We start from the raw sequence: 17,790 nt of genomic DNA on the forward strand, positions 1-17,790 counted from the left end.
CTCCGCCAGATGCGGATTGATCACACCTAGCCCCGGAGAACGGCTTTGTGTGGACGAACTGAATAGCACAGCCGTACCGGCGACCGGTAGTCTCGCTCGATGGCAGGAGCGGATTCCGACTACTTCGACCGACTCGAACAGTTCTACGACGCTTTGCCCCGGCCATGGGCCCGGATCGAGGAGATCGGTTCGCTGGTGCTCTTCGTCCGTGAAGGCGACGGCTGGCCTTACTATGCCCGTCCCCGGCCCGGCTCACGCACCCCTTCCGCGGCGGACCTCACCCAGGCCCGGGCGCGCCAGCGTGAGCTGGGCGTTCCGGAGGCCTTCGAGTGGGTGCACGAGACCACTCCGGACCTGCTCGCGGTGGCCCGCTCGGCCGGCCTGGAAGTGCTGCTCGCGCCGCTGCTGCGCCTCGATCCGCAGGCCCTGGTCCCGGACCTGCCGGTGCTCGGCGCGACGATCCGGGCCCTCGATCCGGACTCCCCCGGCTTCCCCTCCGACCTGGTCGCGTCCCGGGCGGTGGCACGGCTCGCGTTCGCCAGCCCGGCCTACCGCTCACCACTGGCGATAGCCGAGGAATCCCTGATCATCGAGGGTGCGGGGCCGTCCGAGCGGAACGCCGCGACGAGCGTCGAGCTGAGCGACGAGGCGGTCGCGTCGGCCCGCGCGATGCTGGCCGGCGGGGACTACCGGAGCGTGGTGGTGGAGTCGCCGGAGGAGGGCATCGTGGCCACCGGGACCAGTCAGCGGGTCGGTGACGTGGCCGAGATCGCCGGGGTGGCGACCCTCCCGTCCGCGCGGGGCCGGGGATACGCGTCGCAGCTCACGGCCGTGCTCGCCCGGGACCTGCTGAACCGCGGCGCGCGGCTGATCTTCCTGACCGCCGGGGACGACGACGTGGCCCGGCTGTACACCAAGGTCGGGTTCCGCCGGATCGGCACGGCCTGTGTCGCCGAACCGGCCGCCGTGCCGCTCTGACGCTCCCGGGGCGGGCGGGTGCGAATCGCTCACACTTCCCAACATCTGGTACGGCCGAGAGGTCGAAGCCACTTTCCGGTGCCATCGGGCGGGGCACGGGCGAGGATTTAATCACAGAGTAGCCACGTGTATCGGGCGCGTGAAATCGCCGTGAAGTCCCTATCTGTCCCATGATACGGACGGCCGAACATGATGACCATGACCACGGGGCTCGGCCGAGAGGCCTGCGGGCGGGAGACGTAGGTCGTACCGGAAAAGGATGGAAGCGGAAGCGGATCGCCTGCCGGGACCACCGCGGGATCTACTCGGGCGGGGACCAGTCCGAGGCGGCGTGCAGCCGTCCCAGGATGCGGGGACGCATGTGGTTGAGGGCCGCGTCGCGGGCCCGCAGCGCGAGCCGGCCGCGGGCCTGGACCACCGCGGACATCCGGCGGTTCTGCCGGACCACCGTCGTGATGCGCGGCTGGCGCAGCCGCGTATAACCCTCGAGCGCGCCGGTCAGCGCGGTTCCGGGGGCCGCGTCGGCGAAGAGCGAGCGCAGCGTGGCGGCGTCCTCGAAGGCCAGGCAGCCACCCTGTCCGAGGTGGTGCGGCATGGCGTGGGCGGCGTCGCCGATCAGCACAACCCCGCCGGGGCCGGAGGGGAACGCGTACGTCCGGGGCAGCGGCCGCAGCTCGCGGACGCCCTGCGGGACGAGTTCCTCGGGGCGGGTCAGCGACAGCAGCTCACCGACCGGCTCGTGCCAGCCGGCGAACCAGCGTTTCAGCAGCGCCAGCTGGGTGGCGGCGGATTCCGGGCGGGCCGCGCCGACCGCGGTGGCCACCCAGTAGACACCGCCCTTGCCGGCCGCGTGCGCACCGAGCGGGATGGCGACGAACCGGTAGCCGGCGCCGAGCGTCTCGCCGCCCAGCACCTGGCCCTCGGCGGGCCGGGGAAAGCGATAACCGGGGATCACGGCCTCCCAGGCGGCGAAGCCGGAGCCGACCGCGACCGATTCGGGGACCAGCGCCGCCCGGATCCGGCTGTCGATGCCGTCCGCGGCGACCAGCAGGTCCGCCTCGATCAGGGTGCGGCCGTCGCCGACCGCGGGACGCTCCCGCCGGCCGGTGCGGACCGTGGTCACCTCGAAGCCGGTGCGGACCTCGGTGTCACCGAGGCCCGCGACCAGCGCGTCGTACAGATCCTCCAGGTGGACGACGGCCGGGGCGGGGCCGGTCGCGCCTGTCCGGGAGCGGGGCGGGACCAGCCACTGGCCGTCCGGGCGGCGGACCCCGCCGTCCGGCAGCGGGGAGGCGATCGCCGACCAGCCGCCGTCCGGGTCCAGCGAGTCCAGGGCCCGGCAGCCGTTGGGCCAGAGGACCATGGCGGTGGGCGCGGCGGCGATCCGTTCGGCACGCTCCAGGAGCGTGACCCGCCAACCGGTCCGGGCGAGCGCACCGGCCGCGGCCAGACCGGACATCCCCGCACCGACCACCACGGCCGTACGCATCGCCGCTCGCCCTCCGGACTCGCCCGTCAGCGGTCGGCGACGGGCCGGTCGACGGCCTCGTCGTCGGCCGCGGCGGCCGGCTTCTCCTCCGGCGTTTCGGAGACCGCCGGCAACTCAGGCGCCTCCAGCGTCCCGGACGCGGCCGGCGTCTCGGGCGGGAGCACGCCGGTCTGCTGGTACGCCAGGAACCGCTCCTCGCTGACCACCTGGTACGCCACCGGCGTCTTGACCGGCTCGCCACCCTCGGAGACGTCCACCTGCCCGATGCCGGACGCCTCCGGCGCGGTGTCCGGCGCGTCGACCGGCACGACGTAGGCCCGTGGGCCACGCATGACGACGAAGTAGATCGCCGCGCCCAGGAACACCACGATCGAGGTGAACACGTTGAGCCGGACGCCGAAGAAGTGGCTGGCGGTGTCGGTGCGGAGCATCTCGATCCAGCAGCGGCCGACCGTGTACGCCATCACATACAGCGCGAACGCCCGCCCGCGGCCGAACTTGAACTTCCGGTCCAGCAGCCAGACCAGGCCGGCCACCCCGAGGTCCCAGATCGCCTCGTAGAGGAAGGTGGGGTGGAACAGGTCCGGAAGGGTCAGCGGTTCGCCGTCGACCGTCGCGGCGTGGCCCGGGTCGGCCGAGTCCATCGTGTGGATCTGCAGGCCCCAGGGCAGCGTGGTGGCCTTGCCGTACAGCTCGTTGTTGAACCAGTTGCCGAACCGGCCGATCGCCTGCGCGACCGGCAGGGCGGGGGCGAGCGAGTCGGCGAAGACGCTCAGCGGCAGGCCGATCTGCCGGGCCGCGATCCACGCGCCGAGCGCGCCACCGGCCACCGCGCCCCAGATGCCGAGGCCGCCCTCCCAGATGTAGAGGGCCCGGATCGGGTCACCACCGGAACCGAAGTAGTCCTGCGGCGAGGTGATCAAGTGGTAGACGCGGGCACCGATGATGCCGAACGGGACCGCCCACACCACCATGTCCAGCGACACCCAGGGCGCCACGCCCCGGTGGCGCAGCCGCTGCTCCATGAGAAGGGTCGCGACGACCATGCCGACGATGATGCAGAGCGCGTAGGCCCGGATCGGGAACGGGCCCAGGTGCCACACCGACGTGGTGGGACTGGGGATGAGGGCGTAGTTCACGGGTGCACACGCTACCGCCGAGCAGCCCGTTGGCAATGCCCAGGTTCGGCTCAGCCCCGAAGCTGTTCCTGTATCCACACCTCGGCCGACCGGCGGTACCGCAGTCGCACGTGCCGGCGGCCGGGGTCACCCTGCCAGAATTCCACGCTGACCGGGTCGACCGCGTAGACCGCATGGCTCGCGGGAACGAAGCCGGGATCCGCCGCGAGCCGCTCCTCCGCCTCGGACCAGGCCCGCTCCTCGGCGGCGGGATCGGCGATCACGCCGCTCTGCGCGCCGATCATCGAGGCCAGCCGGGACCGCGGCGAACGGGACAGGAAGTCGGCGGTCGCGGCCGCCTCTCCAAGATCAACAACTCTTCCGCGTACGCGGACCTGCCGGCCCTGCTCCCGCCAGTGGAAGCCGAGCGCGGCGGCCGGGTTCGCCGCGAGCTGCCGCCCCTTGTCACTGTTCCGGTCGGTGGCGAAGTGCCAGCCGCGCTCGTCCAGCTCCCGCAGGACCAGGACCCGCACGTCCGGCAGCGCGTCCTCGTCCACGGTGCAGAGGCTCATCACGTGCGGTTCGCCGACCCCGGCCGCGACCGCCTCGCCGAACCAGCGCAGGAACAGCTCACGCGGTTCGGCCGGGACGTACCCGAGGTCGAAGCGCGGCAGTTCGCCCGCCATGATCGGCAGGCTGCGCGACAACCAGCTGACGTTGCCCATCAGCGGCGGCGCACACCCTCCGCCAGTTCCGAGCTGAGCGCGCGCAGGCTGTCCAGCCCGGCCGCCCGGTCGGGAGCGTCAAGCACGCAGCGGATCAGCGCGCTGCCCACGATCACACCGTCGGCGAACGCGGCCACCTCGGCGGCCTGCGCGCCGTTGCCGACACCCAGCCCGACGCCGACCGGCAGGTCCGGGTCGATCTTCCGGATCCGGGCGACCAGCTCGGGCGCCTGCGAGGAGACCGCGTTGCGGGCACCGGTGACACCCATCAGCGCGGTCGCGTAGACGAAGCCCCGGCAGTTCTCCAGGGTCATCGCGATCCGCTCGTCGGTCGAGCTCGGCGCGACCAGGAACGTCCGGTCGACCTTGTGCCGGTCCGAGGCCGCGATCCACTCGCTCGCCTCGTCCGGGATCAGGTCGGGCGTGATCAGCCCGGTGGCCCCGGCGGCGGCGAGATCACGGGCGAACGCGTCGACCCCGTACTTCTCGATCGGGTTCCAGTAGGTCATCAGCACGACCGTGGCGCCGGCCGACGCCACCGCCTCGATGATCTTCAGGGTGTCCCGGGTCCGGACCCCGTTCGCCAGCGCGATGTCGCTGGCCTTCTGGATCACCGGGCCGTCCATCACCGGATCGGAGTACGGCAGCTCGACCTCGATGACGTCGCAGCCGGCCTCGTGCATCGCGATCATCTGCTCGATGCTCCGGTCGACCGTGGGGAAACCGGCCGGCATGCAGCCGATCAGCACCGCGCGGTCCTCCGCCTTCGCCTCGGCGAACGTCTTGGCGATCGTCACGTGTTCTCCCCGGGGACGACGGTCTCGGCCTTGTCGAGGATGCCGAAGTACGCGCCGGCGGTGTGCACGTCCTTGTCGCCGCGACCGGACAGGTTCACCACGATGGTCGGCGTGCGGCCCAGCTCCTCGCGCAGCCGCGGGACGATCTTCGCGACGCCGGCCAGGGCGTGCGAACTCTCGATCGCCGGGATGATCCCCTCGGTCCGGCAGAGCAGCTGGAACGCGGCCATCGCCTCGGCGTCGGTGACCGGCTCGTAGCTCGCCCGGCCGGTGTCGTGCAGCCAGGCGTGCTCCGGGCCGACACCCGGGTAGTCCAGACCGGCCGAGATCGAGTGCGACTCGATCGTCTGCCCGTCCTCGTCCTGCAGCAGATAGGTGCGGTTGCCGTGCAGCACACCGACCGAGCCGCCGGTAATCGACGCCGCGTGCCGGCCGGTCTCCACGCCGTCGCCGCCGGCCTCGAAGCCGTACAGCCGGACACCCTCGTCGGGAACGAAGGCGTGGAAGATGCCGATCGCGTTGGAGCCGCCGCCGACGCAGGCCGCGACCGCGTCCGGCAGCCGGCCGAGCTGGTCCAGGCACTGCTGCCGGGCCTCGGTCCCGATCCCGCTGACGAAGTCGCGGACGATCTCCGGGAACGGGTGCGGTCCGGCCGCGGTGCCGAGCAGGTAGTGCGTGGTCTCCACGGTGGAGACCCAGTCGCGCAGCGCCTCGTTCAGCGCGTCCTTCAGGGTGCGCGATCCGTTGGTCACCGGGACGACGGTGGCGCCGAGCATGCGCATCCGGGCCACGTTCAGCGCCTGCCGCTCGGTGTCGGTCTGACCCATGTAGACCACACACTCGAGGTCGAGCAGGGCGGCCGCGGTCGCGCTGGCGACGCCGTGCTGGCCGGCGCCGGTCTCGGCGATCACCCGGGGCTTGCCCATCCGCTTGGCGAGCAGCGCCTGGCCGAGCACGTTGCGCACCTTGTGGGCACCGGTGTGGTTCAGGTCCTCGCGCTTGAGCAGGATCTCCGCGCCGAGCGCCGCGGAGAGCCGGTTCGCCCGGTAGAGCAGCGACGGCGTGCCCGCGTAGTTCAGCAGCAGGTCCTTGAAGGTGGCCTGGAACTCCGGGTCGGTCTTGGCCGACCGGTACGCCGCCTCCAGCTCGTCCAGCGCCTTGATCAGCGCCTCCGGAACGAACCGGCCACCGTACTTACCGAAGTGGCCGGCGAGATCCGGCAGGGTCGCCGCTGGGCCGCTCACCGGACGGGCCGCGGGGTCGCGGGGTGATTGCCGGCGTTGACCAGCTCGGCCACCGCGTCGCGCGGCGACTTCTGGGTCACCAGCCCCTCGCCGACCAGGACCGCGTCGGCGCCGGCCGACGCGTACCGGATCAGATCGTGCGGGCCACGGACGCCGGACTCGGCGATCTTCACAACGTTGTTCGGCAGACCGGGAGCGATCCGCTCGAAGACCGAGCGGTCCACCTCGAGGGTGCGCAGGTCCCGGGCGTTCACCCCGATGACCTTGGCGTTCGCCTCCAGTGCCCGGTCCGCCTCCTCCTCGTTGTGCACCTCGACGAGCGCGGTCATCCCCAGCGACTCGATCCGCTCGAGAAGGCCGACCAGCGCGTTCTGCTCCAGCGCGGCGACGATCAGCAGCACCATGTCGGCGCCGTGGGCCCGCGCCTCGTGCACCTGGTAGCTGGAGATCACGAAGTCCTTGCGCAGCACCGGCACCTTGACCGCGGCACGGACGGCGTCGAGGTCGTCCAGCGAGCCGCCGAACCAGCGGCCCTCGGTGAGCACACTGATGCAGCGGGCGCCGCCCGCCGCGTACTCACCGGCGAGCTCCGCCGGGTCGGGGATGTCGGCGAGCGCGCCCTTGGACGGCGACGACCGCTTCACCTCGGCGATCACGGCCACGCCGGGCTTGCGGAGCGCCGCGTACGCGTCGATCGCCGGCGGCGCCGCCGCGGCGAGCTCACGCACCTGCTCCAACGGAATCCGCGCCTGACGTGCCGCTACGTCCTCACGTACGCCAGCGAGGATCTCCTCGAGTACGTTCTGCGGCCGTGCTGGGCCGCCACTGCCTGCTTCCGCCTGATCGGATGTCACGGAATGACTCCCCTCTCCGGGTGTCTTCCGCCCGATGCTAGGAGGTCCGGCCGGTCGCCGGGCTCCCGGGGTATGGCGCGCCTCACGAGGTGGGCTGGGGCATAATGCCAGGCTGCTCGGTCCGTATGTCGGTTCGCTCACATCGGGTGAACGAGCCTCACCCCGTTGAACTGGGGCGCCTCCACCGAACGGCCCAACGCCACGCTCCGTTGACGACCATGTCACCGTGCGGAAATACGACTCCGGCATCCTATTGCTCGGGCAGACTTGTGCACGGCGTAGACGACGCTGCCACCCGGACAATGATGTGGAGTCGAGCGATGGCCACTGACCAGACCCCTCAGACAGCCGGTTTCGCCGAGGTCTCGCGGACCCTGGTCGCCATCGCCGCCGAGGTCGTCACCGGCGTTCAGCGGGCTGTCGTGGGTCCGGACAACATGCGCACCGCCCAGGACAACGCGTGGTCCGCGATCCAGGCGGACCGGGCCCTCGCCGTGGCCCGCGCCGAGACCAGCCGGGCGGCGGCCGCGATCGTCGCCACCAGACCCCAGCGACCGGCCCGCCGATCGACCCGGACCGTGGCCGCCCGGGTCCGCTGACCGCACGGACCGGGCGGAAAATCCGTCAAACGGTCGGATCGTCCCCGCGGTCCAGTGCGTCCCAGGCCGCCCGGTTGTCGGCCGGCTCCAGCTCCGAGCTCTCCCGGCGCACGGTGGCCGCCGTGGCGGGTGTCCGCTCGTACCGGGAGGACATCGCCGCCCACTGATGACCGTGGCGTGCGGCGAGGAACCCACCCGCGGCGATCGCGACACCGCCCAGGACGCAGGCCACCGGCCAGGACCACGCCCCGGCACCGGCCTCGCCGGCCGCCAGACCGCTCCGGGCCAGGATCGCGCCCACCACGACGCCCGCCCCGGCCAGCGTCAGCAGCCCGCCCACCACCCGCCGGAACACGCCCCTGGTGGCCAGCAGCGCACCGGCTCCGGCCAGCGCGACCACCGCCAGGCCGATCAGCCAGGGCTGCTCGTCGGCGCCGGTCCGCGCGGTGCTCAGGTCGGAGAGGCCGGCGCGGTGCTCGACGGTCAGCGACCACGTACGGGTGACCGCGTAGAGGGTCAGCCCGGCCCCGGCCAGGCAGGCCACGATCGCGGCCAGGTGCGAGCGGCGGTTCACCGGGCGGCGCGCAGCGTCTCGGCGGCGGCGATCGCGGCCAGGACCGCGGCGGCCTTGTTCCGGGTCTCCTGCTCCTCGGCGGCCGGGTCGGAGTCGGCGACGATGCCGGCGCCCGCGCCGACGTACGCGACACCGTCCTTGACCAGCGCGGTCCGGATCGCGATGGCCATGTCCATGTCGCCGGCGAAGCCGAAGTAGCCGACCGTGCCGCCGTAGAGGCCACGACGGGTCGGCTCCAGCTCCTCGATGATCTCCATGGCCCGGACCTTGGGCGCGCCGGAGAGGGTGCCCGCCGGGAACGTCGCCGCGAGGGCGTCGAACGCGCTCCGGTCCGCGCGCAGCTTGCCGACCACGGTCGACACGATGTGCATGACGTGGCTATACCGCTCGATCCGGGCGAATTCCGGCACCTCGACAGTGCCCGGCTCGCAGACCCGGCCAAGGTCGTTGCGGCCGAGGTCGACCAGCATGACGTGCTCCGAGCGCTCCTTCGGGTCGGCGAGCAGCTCGGCGGCGAGCGCGGCGTCCTGCTCCGGGGTGGCGCCCCGCCAGCGCGTGCCGGCGATCGGGTGCAGCAGGGCGGTCCGGTTCGCGCTGACCTTGAGGTGCGCCTCCGGCGAGGAGCCGACGATGTCGAAGTCGTCGAAGCGGAGCAGGTACATGTACGGGCTCGGATTGGTGGCCCGCAGCACCCGGTAGATGTCCAGCGCGTTGGCGTCGGTGGGCCGCTCGAACCGCTGGGCGACCACGATCTGGAAGCACTCGCCGGCCCGGATCGCCTCCTTGGCCCGCTCGACCGCCTTCTGGTAGTCGCCGGGCGCGGTCCGGCTGACGGGCTCACCGGCGGGCGAGCGGACCACGGTGGAGACCATCGGCGGGGTGGGGCGGGACAGCGCGGTGGTCATCGCGTCCAGCCGGCCGACCGCGTGGTGGTAGGCCGCGCGGCGGGCCGCGTCGTCGGCGTCCTCGGCCAGCACCGCGTTCGCGACCAGCAGCGCCGAGCCGTCGTGGTGATCCAGCACCACCAGGTCGGTGGCGAGCATCATGCCCAGCTCGGGCAGGGGCAGGTCGTCGTCGGCGGTGGCGGGCAGCCGCTCGAACCGGCGGACCAGGTCGTAGCTGAGGTAGCCGACCATGCCGCCGGTCAGCGGGGGGAGATCGGCCGTGGGCGCGGCGCCGCCGGTCAGCGCGGCCACCGTCTCGTGCAGGGCCACGACCGGATCGCCACCCAGGGGTACGCCGTCCGGGGGTGTGCCGAGCCACTCGGCCTGCCCGTCCTTCTCGACCAGCGTCGCGGCGCTGCGCACCCCGATGAAGGAGTAGCGCGACCAGGCCAGCCCCTGCTCGGCCGACTCGAGCAGGAAGGTGCCCGGCCCGCCGGCCAGCTTGGTGTAGACGCCGACCGGGGTCTCGCCGTCGGCGAGCAGCTTGCGGGTGACTGGTACGACGCGGCTCTTCGCCGCGACGAACCCGGCCTCGTCCGGGAACGTGACTCCGCTGGTCACCGGGCCTCCAGAGCCGAGACGGGCAACTCGTCGGAGAAGCAGTTGTGCGCGCCGGTGTGGCAGGCCGCCCCGGTCTGCTCGACGGTGACCAGCAGCGCGTCCCCGTCGCAGTCCAGCGCCACCCGCCGGACGGACTGGTGGTGGCCGGAGGTGGCGCCCTTCACCCAGTACTCCTGGCGACTGCGGGACCAGTAGGTGGCCCGGCCGGTGGTCAGCGTGCGGTGCAGCGCCTCGGCGTCCATCCAGGCGAGCATCAGCACCTCCCCGGTGCCGTGCTCCTGGACGATCGCGGCGACCAGGCCGTCGGGAGTGCGCTTGAGCCTGGCGACGATCGCCGCGTCGAGGGACGTCTCTGCATCTGATACGGGCACGAGACCGATTCTCTCCCATCCCCGCGGAAGATTCGCAGCGCCCGTCCCACGGTTCGGCGGGGGCCCCACGATCCGGGCACAGGGGATGTGCCGGGCCGATCGGGACGGTACCGTCGGCGGGGCGCCGCACTGCCCTAGATGCCCCGGCGCCCGCCGCCGGTGTGTCTGCGCAGCTCCTCTGAGCCCCGGTGGGCGCGCCTTGCGACGGGAGTGGTTTACCGATGGACCCGACGTCCAGCCCCGACAACGCCCGGCCCGCACCCGGACTCGCCCGTTTCTGGCAGGTGCGTCCGGATTCGGATTCCGTGCCGGGTCATCCACCAGCCGAAGCGGCGCCGGAGGCGGAGATGGTGTCGCTCGGCTCCCGCCGGGCCGCCGAGCCGCTGGAGGTCGCTCTCCCGCCGCTCCCCACCGACCTGCTCACCGGGTCGTCGCTGGCCTTCGGCGCCAGGCCGGTGTCCCCGTTCGGACCGGTCGCCTCGACCCGCGGCCCGCAGGGCCCCGGCGGACCCAACGGCTTCCACGGCGACCCGGGCGACCTGCCATCGAGCGATCCGTTCGGCCTGCACCGCGCCGCGAACCGCGGCTCCGGCCCGGCCCGCGACCAACGGCCACCGGTCCAGCGGCACGGCGATTCTGATCACTCGGTCCCTTCGGACCACGAGCCGGAGGCTGGTCAGGACGTAGAGTCCCAGGAGCCCGAGGCCGACGCACCGGGCCGGGAGACCACTTTCGGGGGATTCCGGCTCGGCGGTACCGGGCGCTTCCTCTTCGGTGGCCGAGCCCCGGACGCGCAACCGGGCGTCAACGGGCACGCCATCGAGGCGGAGACATCGGCCGCGGAGGAGACCCGGGTCGCCGAACCCGGCGACGTCCAGGTCGCCGAGCCACCGGCCGACGAGGAGTCCGTCGGTACGACACCGGTGGACGAGCCGCCGGACGACCCGTCGCCGGAGGCCGGTCAGGACACCGCCGACGAGGCGGTTCCACGCGACGAGAACGGACGTGAGGAAATGAACGGACGGGCTGGAGCCCCCGGGTACGCGCAGGCCGGCGAGGCGGCGGGCCCGGACGAGGCGCCCGTGACGGACAACCCGCTCGACGAGCCGGGCGCCGTCTCCGGCTGGGCGTCGGTCCCGGTGCCGCCCACCTCGGGCGGCCCGGCCGGCCCGGTCTCCGGCGCGCCGGTGTCGCCGGGCTACGCGCCCGCGCCGTACCTGGCGACCGACTTCACCCCGGACCACCCGGCCGGCGCCCTGGACCAGCCCGAGCAGGGTCAGGACCAGTCGGCCCCGGCGCCGCTCGACCCGGCCGCCTCCGCGGCTCCGGTCTCCCCGGCCCAGCCGTCCGCGCCGGCCACCGGCTCGGCCACCGTGCCGATGCCGGAGCTGCAGTTCCCGGTGATGCCGCCGCTGCCCACCCCGCAGATCCCGGCCAGCCGCGCCCCGATGGACCTGCCGCCGGCCCCGGAGACCGGGTTCGCGTTCGGCTCGCCCGCCACCACCGGGTACAGCCTGGGCCGCTCCGGCGAGGTCTACGGGGTCGCCTCGGTGACCCCGGCCGGCCCGTCCGCGCCGCAGGCCGGCTCGGTCACCCCGCCGCCGCTCGAGTTCCAGCCGTTCCCGGAGTCCGGCCTGGCCGGCGTCTCGGTGGGCGACCTCGGCCGCGGCCTGACCGACGAGGAGTCGCGCCCGGCGGCCCGCCGCTCTGCCAGCCTGGAGGACGCCGAGCCGGTCCGCCGGCCGGGCCGGCGCGCGGCACGCGACGAGGACGATCTCGACGCCGAGCCGGCCGCCGGTGAGGAGCCGGCGACCATCCGGGCCACCATCTGGGACGACGACGCCGCGCGGCACTTCCGGGCCGCCTGGCACGAGGTGAAGGCCGAGTTCGTCGACGACCCGGTGAACGCGCTGACCCGGGCACACGACCTGCTCACCGACGCGGTGAACGAGCTGACCGAGGTGCTGCTCGCCGAGCGGGACGAGCTGGACCCGCTGCGCGGCACCGGCACGACGGACACCGAGAGCATGCGGATGGCGATGCGCAACTACCGAGAGTTCCTGGACCGGATCCTCTCGCTGTAAGGCTCGACCTGGAAAAGGCGGGCGGCCCCCGGCACGGGGCCGCCCGCCTTTTCGCTACCCCGCGCTCCGCGGCACCGGAGGGCGGGGCGAACGGGATCCCGCCACCCGACGGCGGCAGAAGGTGGGCGACGGGATCCCGGGCTCTGTGGAGATCAGGCGGCGGCGCACCGGCGGCAGAGGATCGGGTGCAGCAGATGCGCCAGGTCGTGGCGGTCGGTGACCGGGCGCGGGAACGCCAGGCGGGCGCTGCGGCCGTTCATCCGGACCAGGAACCCGTACCGGTCCAGGCGCACCACGCGGGGCTCGTCGTCCGGGCGGGCGGCCGGGCCGAGCTGCCGCCGCACATAGTCGCTCATCTCCGTCACGTGGTGATCCGCCAGGTCGGCGATCAGGTCGAACTCGACGGCGCGCAACGGGTCCGGGGACGCCTCGGCGTAGTCGTCCGGGTCGATCTCGATCAGGTGCTCGTCGCGCTCGTAGCGCACCTCGGCGACGTCCATCCGGTACAGCGCCTGGGATCCGCCGACGTCCAGCAGGTCGCCGCAGGCATCGGTGTCGGCGTAGTCGAGCGCGGCCGAGCGGGCCTCGTCCCCGTGCAGGCGCGCCGCCCAGCCGGAGACCCAGACCCGGCCCAGCGCCGGCGACGAGGACATCGGCGGCACGTCCCGGATGTCGAGGACCAGCGCGGTGTCGTCGTTGCCGGGCTGCGGGCGCAGCGCCGTCGACAGGGTGCTCTCGGTCGGCACGAGCAGCAGCGGGCGGCCCTGCACGTCGGTCACGTGCCGGACCGGGACCGGCCCGGGGTGGCACGCGATGTGGGCGACAGCGGGCAGGTGACCGGCGGCAATGGTACGCGCGATCTCGGCGGGACTGGGTTGCATGACGAGCACCTCCGGGCACCGGTTAGGCTAACCTAAGTTAGGCAAGGCTAACCGTAACAGGAGATCCGGAGTGAACAACTCGCGACCCAAAGCCAAGCTCTCCAGGGCGCTCGGCATCCCACTGACCCGCAAGTGCGTGAAGTACTTCGAGCGGCGGCCGTTCCCGCCGGGCGTGCACGGCCGTGGCCGGCGCAAGAGCTCGGACTACCAGGTCCGTCTGCTCGAGAAGCAGCGGCTGCGGCACCAGTACAACATCAGCGAAGTTCAGATGCGGGCCACGTACGACGCCGCTCAGCAGGCCGGGGGCAAGACCGGCGAGAACATGGTCAGCCTGCTGGAGCGCCGTCTCGACGCGACGGTCTTCCGGGCCGGGCTGGCCCGCACCATCTACCAGGCCCGCCAGCTCGTCGTGCACGGTCACTTCACGGTGGACGGCAAGAAGGTGGACCGGCCCGGTTACAAGCTCAAGCCGGGACAGGTCGTCGAGGTCCGCGAGTCGAGCCGCCAGAAGCCGCCGTTCCAGATCGCGGCGACCGGCGCCCACATCGACGGCCCGACCGCCCCGTACCTCTCCACCGTCCTCGAGGAGCTGCGCACCACCCTGCTCCGCCTCCCGCAGCGCTCCGAGATCCGAGTCCTCTGCGACGAACAACTAGTCGTCGAGTACTACGCCCGCTAACCCAACCCCAGGGACCATTCACTCCCGAAGATCGCCGCCGGTGAGATGGCAGGTGGTTTTTCGACGCCCGTGGGGTTTGGGCGGCGGAAAACCACCTGCCATCTCACCGGTTACCAGGCGATCTTCCGCGGAGCGAAGCGAAGCCAAGCCAGCCCAGCCAGCTAGCCCCGCGTCTGTTCCAACCAGCTGGCGTAGAGCTTCGCGTAGATGGAGCCCTCCTCGGCAACAAGGACGGCGTGCGGGCCGCGTTGTACGACGCGGCCCGCGTCCACCACGATCACCTCGTCCGCGGCCTCCGCCGTGGACAGCCGGTGCGCGATCGCCACCGTGGTCCGGCCCCGGGTGACCAGGTCCAGCGCGTGCTGCAGACGCGTCTCGGTGGCCGGGTCGACGGCGCTGGTGGCCTCGTCCAGCACCAGCAGGTCGGGGTCGGCGACGTACGCCCGGACCAACGCCACCAGCTGCCGCTCCCCGACGCTGAGCGCCTCCCCGCGCTCCCCCACCGGGGTCTCCAACCCCTCGGCCAGTCCGGCCAGCCAGTCGGCCAGTCCCAGCTCGGTGAAGGCGGCCCGCAGCCGCGCGTCGGTGAGCGTCGGCTCGGCGAAGCGGATGTTCTCCGCGATCGTGGCGTCGAAGAGGAACCCGTCCTGCGGCACCATCACCACCCGTGAGCGCAGCGAGGAGAACCGCACCGAGGTCAGCGGCGTCCCGGAGAGCGACACCTCACCCCCGACCGGGTCCATCAGCCGGGTGAGCAGCTTCGCGAACGTGCTCTTGCCGCTGCCGGTCTCGCCGACCACCGCGTACTTCTTGCGCGCCGCCAGCGACAGGTCCACCCCCGACAGCACGATCGGGCCGCCGGGATAGCGGAACGACACGTCGGCGAAGCGCACCGAGAGCGGGCCCTCGGGCAGCGGGACGCCCCGGTCGTCGGGGTCGGCCACGTCCGGCTCGACGTCCAGCACGTCCAGGATGCGGCGCCAGCCGGCCACCGCGTTCTGCGCCTCGTTCAGCATGTCGGTGGCGATCTGCACCGGCTGGATGAAGAGCGTGACCAGGAACAGGAACGCGGTCAGCTGCCCGACGGTCAGCTCACCGTCCACTCCCAGCAGGGTGCCCACGACGACCACACCGGCCAAGGCCAGTCCGGCGCCGATCTCGCCGCTGGAGAAGCTGGTCACGCTGGTCCGCAGGGCGTCCTGCTGGGCCAGCCGGAGCCGCTCGATCGAGGTGTCCAGGCGCGCCTGGGTGCGGCCGGCCACGCCGTACGCCCGGATCACGGTGGCGCCCACCACGCTCTCCGCGATGGCGCCGAGCATCACCCCGGTCCGTTCCCGGGACGCCTGGTACACGGCCCGCAGCCGCTTCTGGAACAGCCGGACCACCCCGACCGCCGGGCCGAAGGCGACCAGCACCACCAGGGCGAGCTGCCAGGAGTAGACGAACATCACCGCGGCCGAGACCAGCAGCTGACCGGAGGCCAGCAGCAGTTGGACGCCGCCGGTCTGCAGGAACTGGGAGATCTGGTCGACGTCGCTGGTCACCCGGGACACCGTCGAGCCGCGCCGCTCGGACTGCTGGTGCAGCATGGACAGGTCGTGCAGGTGCCGGAAGGTCCGCGCCCGGAGCCCGGCCAGCGCGGTCTCGCTGACCGTGAAGAGCCGGCGGGTCATCAGATATCCGCAGAGGGTGGAGATGAGCAGCGCGCCCAGGGTGAACGCGACGATCCGGGCGACCACTCCCAGGTGGGGACCGCCGGCCGCGCGGATGCCGTGGTCGATGCCCTGCTGCACGGCGATCGGGATGGCCACCCGGCCGGCCATCTGCAGCACGGCGAGGACGATCGTGCCGCCCAGCCCGGTCCGTAGCTCCGGCGACAGAGCCAGGCCGCGCCGGACGGTGGCAAGGGTTCCCTGATCGCTCATGCCGCCACCTCCGCTTCGCTCCGGCGTCGGCCTGAGCCAAATACTGAGCCAGCCGATTCGCTCGCAAGCTCGCTCATTGCCGCTCCGCCTTCTCGTACGCCGTGACCAGGTCCCGGTACCCGGCGTGGGAGGCCATCAGCCCGGCGTGCGTCCCGGTCGCCACCACCCGGCCGCGCTCCAGGTAGACCACCTCGTCGGCGAGCGCGATGGTGGCCCGCCGGTACGCCACCACCAGGATCGACGCCCCGGCGTCGGCCCCGCGCAGCGCGCCGAGGATGGCCGCCTCCACCCGCGGGTCGACCGCGCTGGTGGCGTCGTCGAGCACCAGCAGCCGGGGCTCGCCGGCCAGCGCCCGGGCCAGGGTGAGCCGCTGCCGCTGCCCGCCGGAGAGCGAGGTGCCGCGCTCACCGACCGCGGTGTCCAGCCCGTCCGGCAGCCCGGCCACGAACCGGTCGGCCTGGGCGAGGCTCAGCGCCGCACGGACCGCGTCCTCGTCGACGCCCGGCCGGTCCAGGGCGATGTTGCCGCGGACCGTGTCGTCGAAGACGAACGGGATCTGCGGGACCACCGCGGCCGCCCCGGCCAGCGCGGAGAGCGCCAGGTCGGGCAGTTTCACGCCGTCCAGGCTGATCGTGCCGGACTCCGGGTCGACCAGCCGGACGGCGAGGGAGGCGATGGTCGACTTGCCCGAGCCGGTGGCGCCGACCAGGGCCACGACCCGGCCGGCCGGAACGGTGAAGCTCACGTTCCGCAGCACCTCGGGCCCACCGGCGTACCGGTAACTCACCCGGTCGAACCGCAGCTCGGCCGGGCCCGTACCGGAGAGGGTCCCCTCGCCGTAGGCGAGATCGCCCTCGGCGCCGAGCACCGCCTGGACCCGGTCCCAGCCGGCCACGCTGCGCGGCAGTTCGGCGACCACCCAGCCGATCGCGCGCACCGGGAACGCCAGCACGGTGAAGAGGAACGCGACGCTGACCACGTCGGCGACCTCGACCGCGCCGGTCCGCAGCCGCCAGGCGCCGAGCAGCAGGATCGCAAGGGTGCCGAGGCTGGGCAGGCTGTCCATGAGCGGGTCGAAGAGGCCACGCAGCCGGCCGACGGCGATCAGCGAGTCGCGCAACTCGTCGACGAAGACGCCGAACCGGCGCGACTCGTCCGCCTCCCGGCCCATCGTCTTGACCACCAGCGCGCCGTCGAAGCTCTCGTGCGCGACCGCGCTGACCTTGGCGCGGGTCTGCTGCACCCGGATCTGCCGCGGCGACATCCGGCGCGAATAGACCAGGTTGAGCCCGAAGAGCCCGGGGAACAGGGTGGCGCCGACCAGGGCGAGCACCCAGTCGGTGGCGAAGAGCGAGATCAGCGCGCCGAGCAGCATCACGATCGTGCCGACCGCGAACGGCAGCGGGGCGATCGGCCCCCAGGCCGCCTCGACGTCCGAGTTCGCGTTGGAGAGCAGGGTGCCGGTGGCGTGCCGCTGGTGCCAGGCCGGGGGCAGGGAGAGGTAGCGCCGGGTCACCGCGCCGCGGTAACGGGCCTGCATCCGGAACTGCATGAACCCGGCGCCGAGGCGGCGGCCGAAGATGCTCGCCACGCGCAGGCCGCTGATCCCCAGGAAGACGGCGGCGACCAGGGCGAGCTGCCCGGTGCTGACCCGGTGCTCGGCGAAGGCGGGCACCACGATGTCGCCGATCACCCAGCCCACGACGTACGAGTTCGCAATGATCAGCAGCCCGAAGAGGCTGCTGCCGATCGTGCCGATGGTGAAGAGCCGCGGCTCGGTGCGGATGGCGTGTCCGAGCACCCGCAGACCCCGTCCCAGCACGTCACGGCTGGCCCTGCTGCTCAAATTCCTACCTGACTGGTAAGTGATCGCCGGGGCGTCCGGCCTTACCGATCCCACCTCGCCGGACGAGCTGTCGCCAAGCCCTGTGTTTACATTGTGGCCACGATTACACCGTGTGCCACAG

General features: G+C 72.7%; 16 protein-coding genes. 4 read left to right on the top strand and 12 right to left on the bottom strand.

The window, feature by feature from the left end:
- Window positions 1–99 precede the first annotated feature (99 nt).
- Window positions 100–978, top strand: a complete 879-nt coding sequence (locus CHC09_RS07600) for a GNAT family N-acetyltransferase (protein ID WP_089292253.1) — start codon at window positions 100–102, stop codon at window positions 976–978.
- 301 nt (window positions 979–1,279) lie between these two features.
- On the opposite strand, the gene CHC09_RS07605 is transcribed toward CHC09_RS07600, so the two are convergent.
- From CHC09_RS07605 to trpC, 6 genes are read right to left on the bottom strand one after another with little or no spacing between them, the layout of a single operon-like run.
- Window positions 1,280–2,467 (bottom strand): FAD-dependent oxidoreductase, encoded by a 1,188-nt coding sequence (locus CHC09_RS07605; RefSeq protein ID WP_089292254.1) that lies wholly within the window; start codon window positions 2,465–2,467, stop codon window positions 1,280–1,282.
- Window positions 2,468–2,493: 26 nt separating this feature from the next.
- Entirely contained in the window at window positions 2,494–3,606 is a 1,113-nt protein-coding gene (gene lgt, locus CHC09_RS07610) for a prolipoprotein diacylglyceryl transferase (protein ID WP_179276974.1), read from the bottom strand.
- A 50-nt stretch (window positions 3,607–3,656) separates the two neighbouring features.
- The gene (locus CHC09_RS07615) at window positions 3,657–4,310 is read right to left on the bottom strand and encodes a pyridoxine/pyridoxamine 5'-phosphate oxidase (protein ID WP_089292256.1); all 654 of its coding nucleotides are present in this window, start codon (window positions 4,308–4,310) and stop codon (window positions 3,657–3,659) included.
- Entirely contained in the window at window positions 4,310–5,107 is a 798-nt protein-coding gene (gene trpA, locus CHC09_RS07620) for a tryptophan synthase subunit alpha (protein WP_089292257.1), read from the bottom strand. Before trpA ends, CHC09_RS07615 begins: the two co-directional genes overlap by 1 nt.
- Window positions 5,104–6,351: a tryptophan synthase subunit beta gene (trpB, locus tag CHC09_RS07625; RefSeq protein WP_089292258.1), complete on the bottom strand. Its 1,248-nt coding sequence runs from the start codon at window positions 6,349–6,351 to the stop codon at window positions 5,104–5,106. Before trpB ends, trpA begins: the two co-directional genes overlap by 4 nt.
- On the bottom strand, window positions 6,348–7,205 hold the full coding sequence (gene trpC / locus CHC09_RS07630; protein ID WP_089292259.1) for an indole-3-glycerol phosphate synthase TrpC: 858 nt from the start codon (window positions 7,203–7,205) through the stop codon (window positions 6,348–6,350). The genes trpB and trpC overlap by 4 nt, the downstream gene beginning before the upstream one ends.
- A 320-nt stretch (window positions 7,206–7,525) precedes the next feature.
- Between trpC and CHC09_RS07635 the strand changes: the two genes are divergently transcribed.
- Window positions 7,526–7,804 (top strand): hypothetical protein, encoded by a 279-nt coding sequence (locus CHC09_RS07635; protein ID WP_089292260.1) that lies wholly within the window; start codon window positions 7,526–7,528, stop codon window positions 7,802–7,804.
- 25 nt (window positions 7,805–7,829) lie between these two features.
- Here CHC09_RS07635 and CHC09_RS07640 read toward each other — a convergent pair whose 3' ends face one another.
- Genes CHC09_RS07640 through hisI form a run of 3 tightly spaced genes read right to left on the bottom strand, consistent with a single transcriptional unit; the run spans window position 7,830 to window position 10,254 of the window.
- The gene (locus tag CHC09_RS07640) at window positions 7,830–8,378 is read right to left on the bottom strand and encodes a Trp biosynthesis-associated membrane protein (protein WP_089292261.1); all 549 of its coding nucleotides are present in this window, start codon (window positions 8,376–8,378) and stop codon (window positions 7,830–7,832) included.
- The gene (locus CHC09_RS07645; RefSeq protein ID WP_089292262.1) at window positions 8,375–9,883 is read right to left on the bottom strand and encodes an anthranilate synthase component I; all 1,509 of its coding nucleotides are present in this window, start codon (window positions 9,881–9,883) and stop codon (window positions 8,375–8,377) included. The genes CHC09_RS07640 and CHC09_RS07645 overlap by 4 nt, the downstream gene beginning before the upstream one ends.
- Window positions 9,880–10,254 carry a phosphoribosyl-AMP cyclohydrolase gene (gene hisI / locus CHC09_RS07650; RefSeq protein WP_089292263.1) on the bottom strand — a complete coding sequence of 125 codons (375 nt, stop codon included), beginning with the start codon at window positions 10,252–10,254 and terminating at the stop codon, window positions 9,880–9,882. The genes CHC09_RS07645 and hisI overlap by 4 nt, the downstream gene beginning before the upstream one ends.
- 221 nt (window positions 10,255–10,475) lie before the next feature.
- Here hisI and CHC09_RS07655 point away from each other — a divergent pair, with 221 nt between their 5' ends.
- Window positions 10,476–12,338: a hypothetical protein gene (locus tag CHC09_RS07655; RefSeq protein ID WP_089292264.1), complete on the top strand. Its 1,863-nt coding sequence runs from the start codon at window positions 10,476–10,478 to the stop codon at window positions 12,336–12,338.
- 152 nt (window positions 12,339–12,490) lie between these two features.
- Here CHC09_RS07655 and CHC09_RS07660 read toward each other — a convergent pair whose 3' ends face one another.
- Entirely contained in the window at window positions 12,491–13,219 is a 729-nt protein-coding gene (locus tag CHC09_RS07660; protein ID WP_089292265.1) for a DUF2470 domain-containing protein, read from the bottom strand.
- A gap of 70 nt (window positions 13,220–13,289) precedes the next feature.
- Here CHC09_RS07660 and rpsD point away from each other — a divergent pair, with 70 nt between their 5' ends.
- A complete protein-coding gene (rpsD, locus tag CHC09_RS07665; protein WP_089292266.1) occupies window positions 13,290–13,898 on the top strand; it encodes a 30S ribosomal protein S4 in 609 nt (202 codons plus the stop codon).
- Window positions 13,899–14,059: 161 nt separating this feature from the next.
- Here the strand turns inward: rpsD and CHC09_RS07670 are convergent, their stop codons facing one another.
- Entirely contained in the window at window positions 14,060–15,823 is a 1,764-nt protein-coding gene (locus CHC09_RS07670; RefSeq protein WP_089292267.1) for an ABC transporter ATP-binding protein, read from the bottom strand.
- A 73-nt stretch (window positions 15,824–15,896) separates the two neighbouring features.
- Complete coding sequence (locus CHC09_RS07675) at window positions 15,897–17,669, bottom strand: ABC transporter ATP-binding protein (protein WP_179276975.1); 1,773 nt, start codon at window positions 17,667–17,669, stop codon at window positions 15,897–15,899.
- Between the last annotated feature and the right edge of the window lie 121 nt (window positions 17,670–17,790).

This window comes from Actinoplanes regularis (genome assembly GCF_900188005.1).
Taxonomy (GTDB): domain Bacteria; phylum Actinomycetota; class Actinomycetes; order Mycobacteriales; family Micromonosporaceae; genus Actinoplanes; species Actinoplanes regularis.

Bases quoted from the DNA above. Each gene is read 5' to 3' on its own strand.
- CHC09_RS07600 (WP_089292253.1), top strand. From the start codon at position 100: ATGGCAGGAGCGGATTCCGACTACTTCGACCGACTCGAACAGTTCTAC.
- CHC09_RS07605 (WP_089292254.1), bottom strand. From the start codon at position 2,467: ATGCGTACGGCCGTGGTGGTCGGTGCGGGGATGTCCGGTCTGGCCGCG.
- CHC09_RS07615 (WP_089292256.1), bottom strand. From the start codon at position 4,310: ATGGGCAACGTCAGCTGGTTGTCGCGCAGCCTGCCGATCATGGCGGGC.
- CHC09_RS07635 (WP_089292260.1), top strand. From the start codon at position 7,526: ATGGCCACTGACCAGACCCCTCAGACAGCCGGTTTCGCCGAGGTCTCG.
- CHC09_RS07655 (WP_089292264.1), top strand. From the start codon at position 10,476: ATGGACCCGACGTCCAGCCCCGACAACGCCCGGCCCGCACCCGGACTC.
- CHC09_RS07660 (WP_089292265.1), bottom strand. From the start codon at position 13,219: ATGCAACCCAGTCCCGCCGAGATCGCGCGTACCATTGCCGCCGGTCAC.
- CHC09_RS07670 (WP_089292267.1), bottom strand. From the start codon at position 15,823: ATGAGCGATCAGGGAACCCTTGCCACCGTCCGGCGCGGCCTGGCTCTG.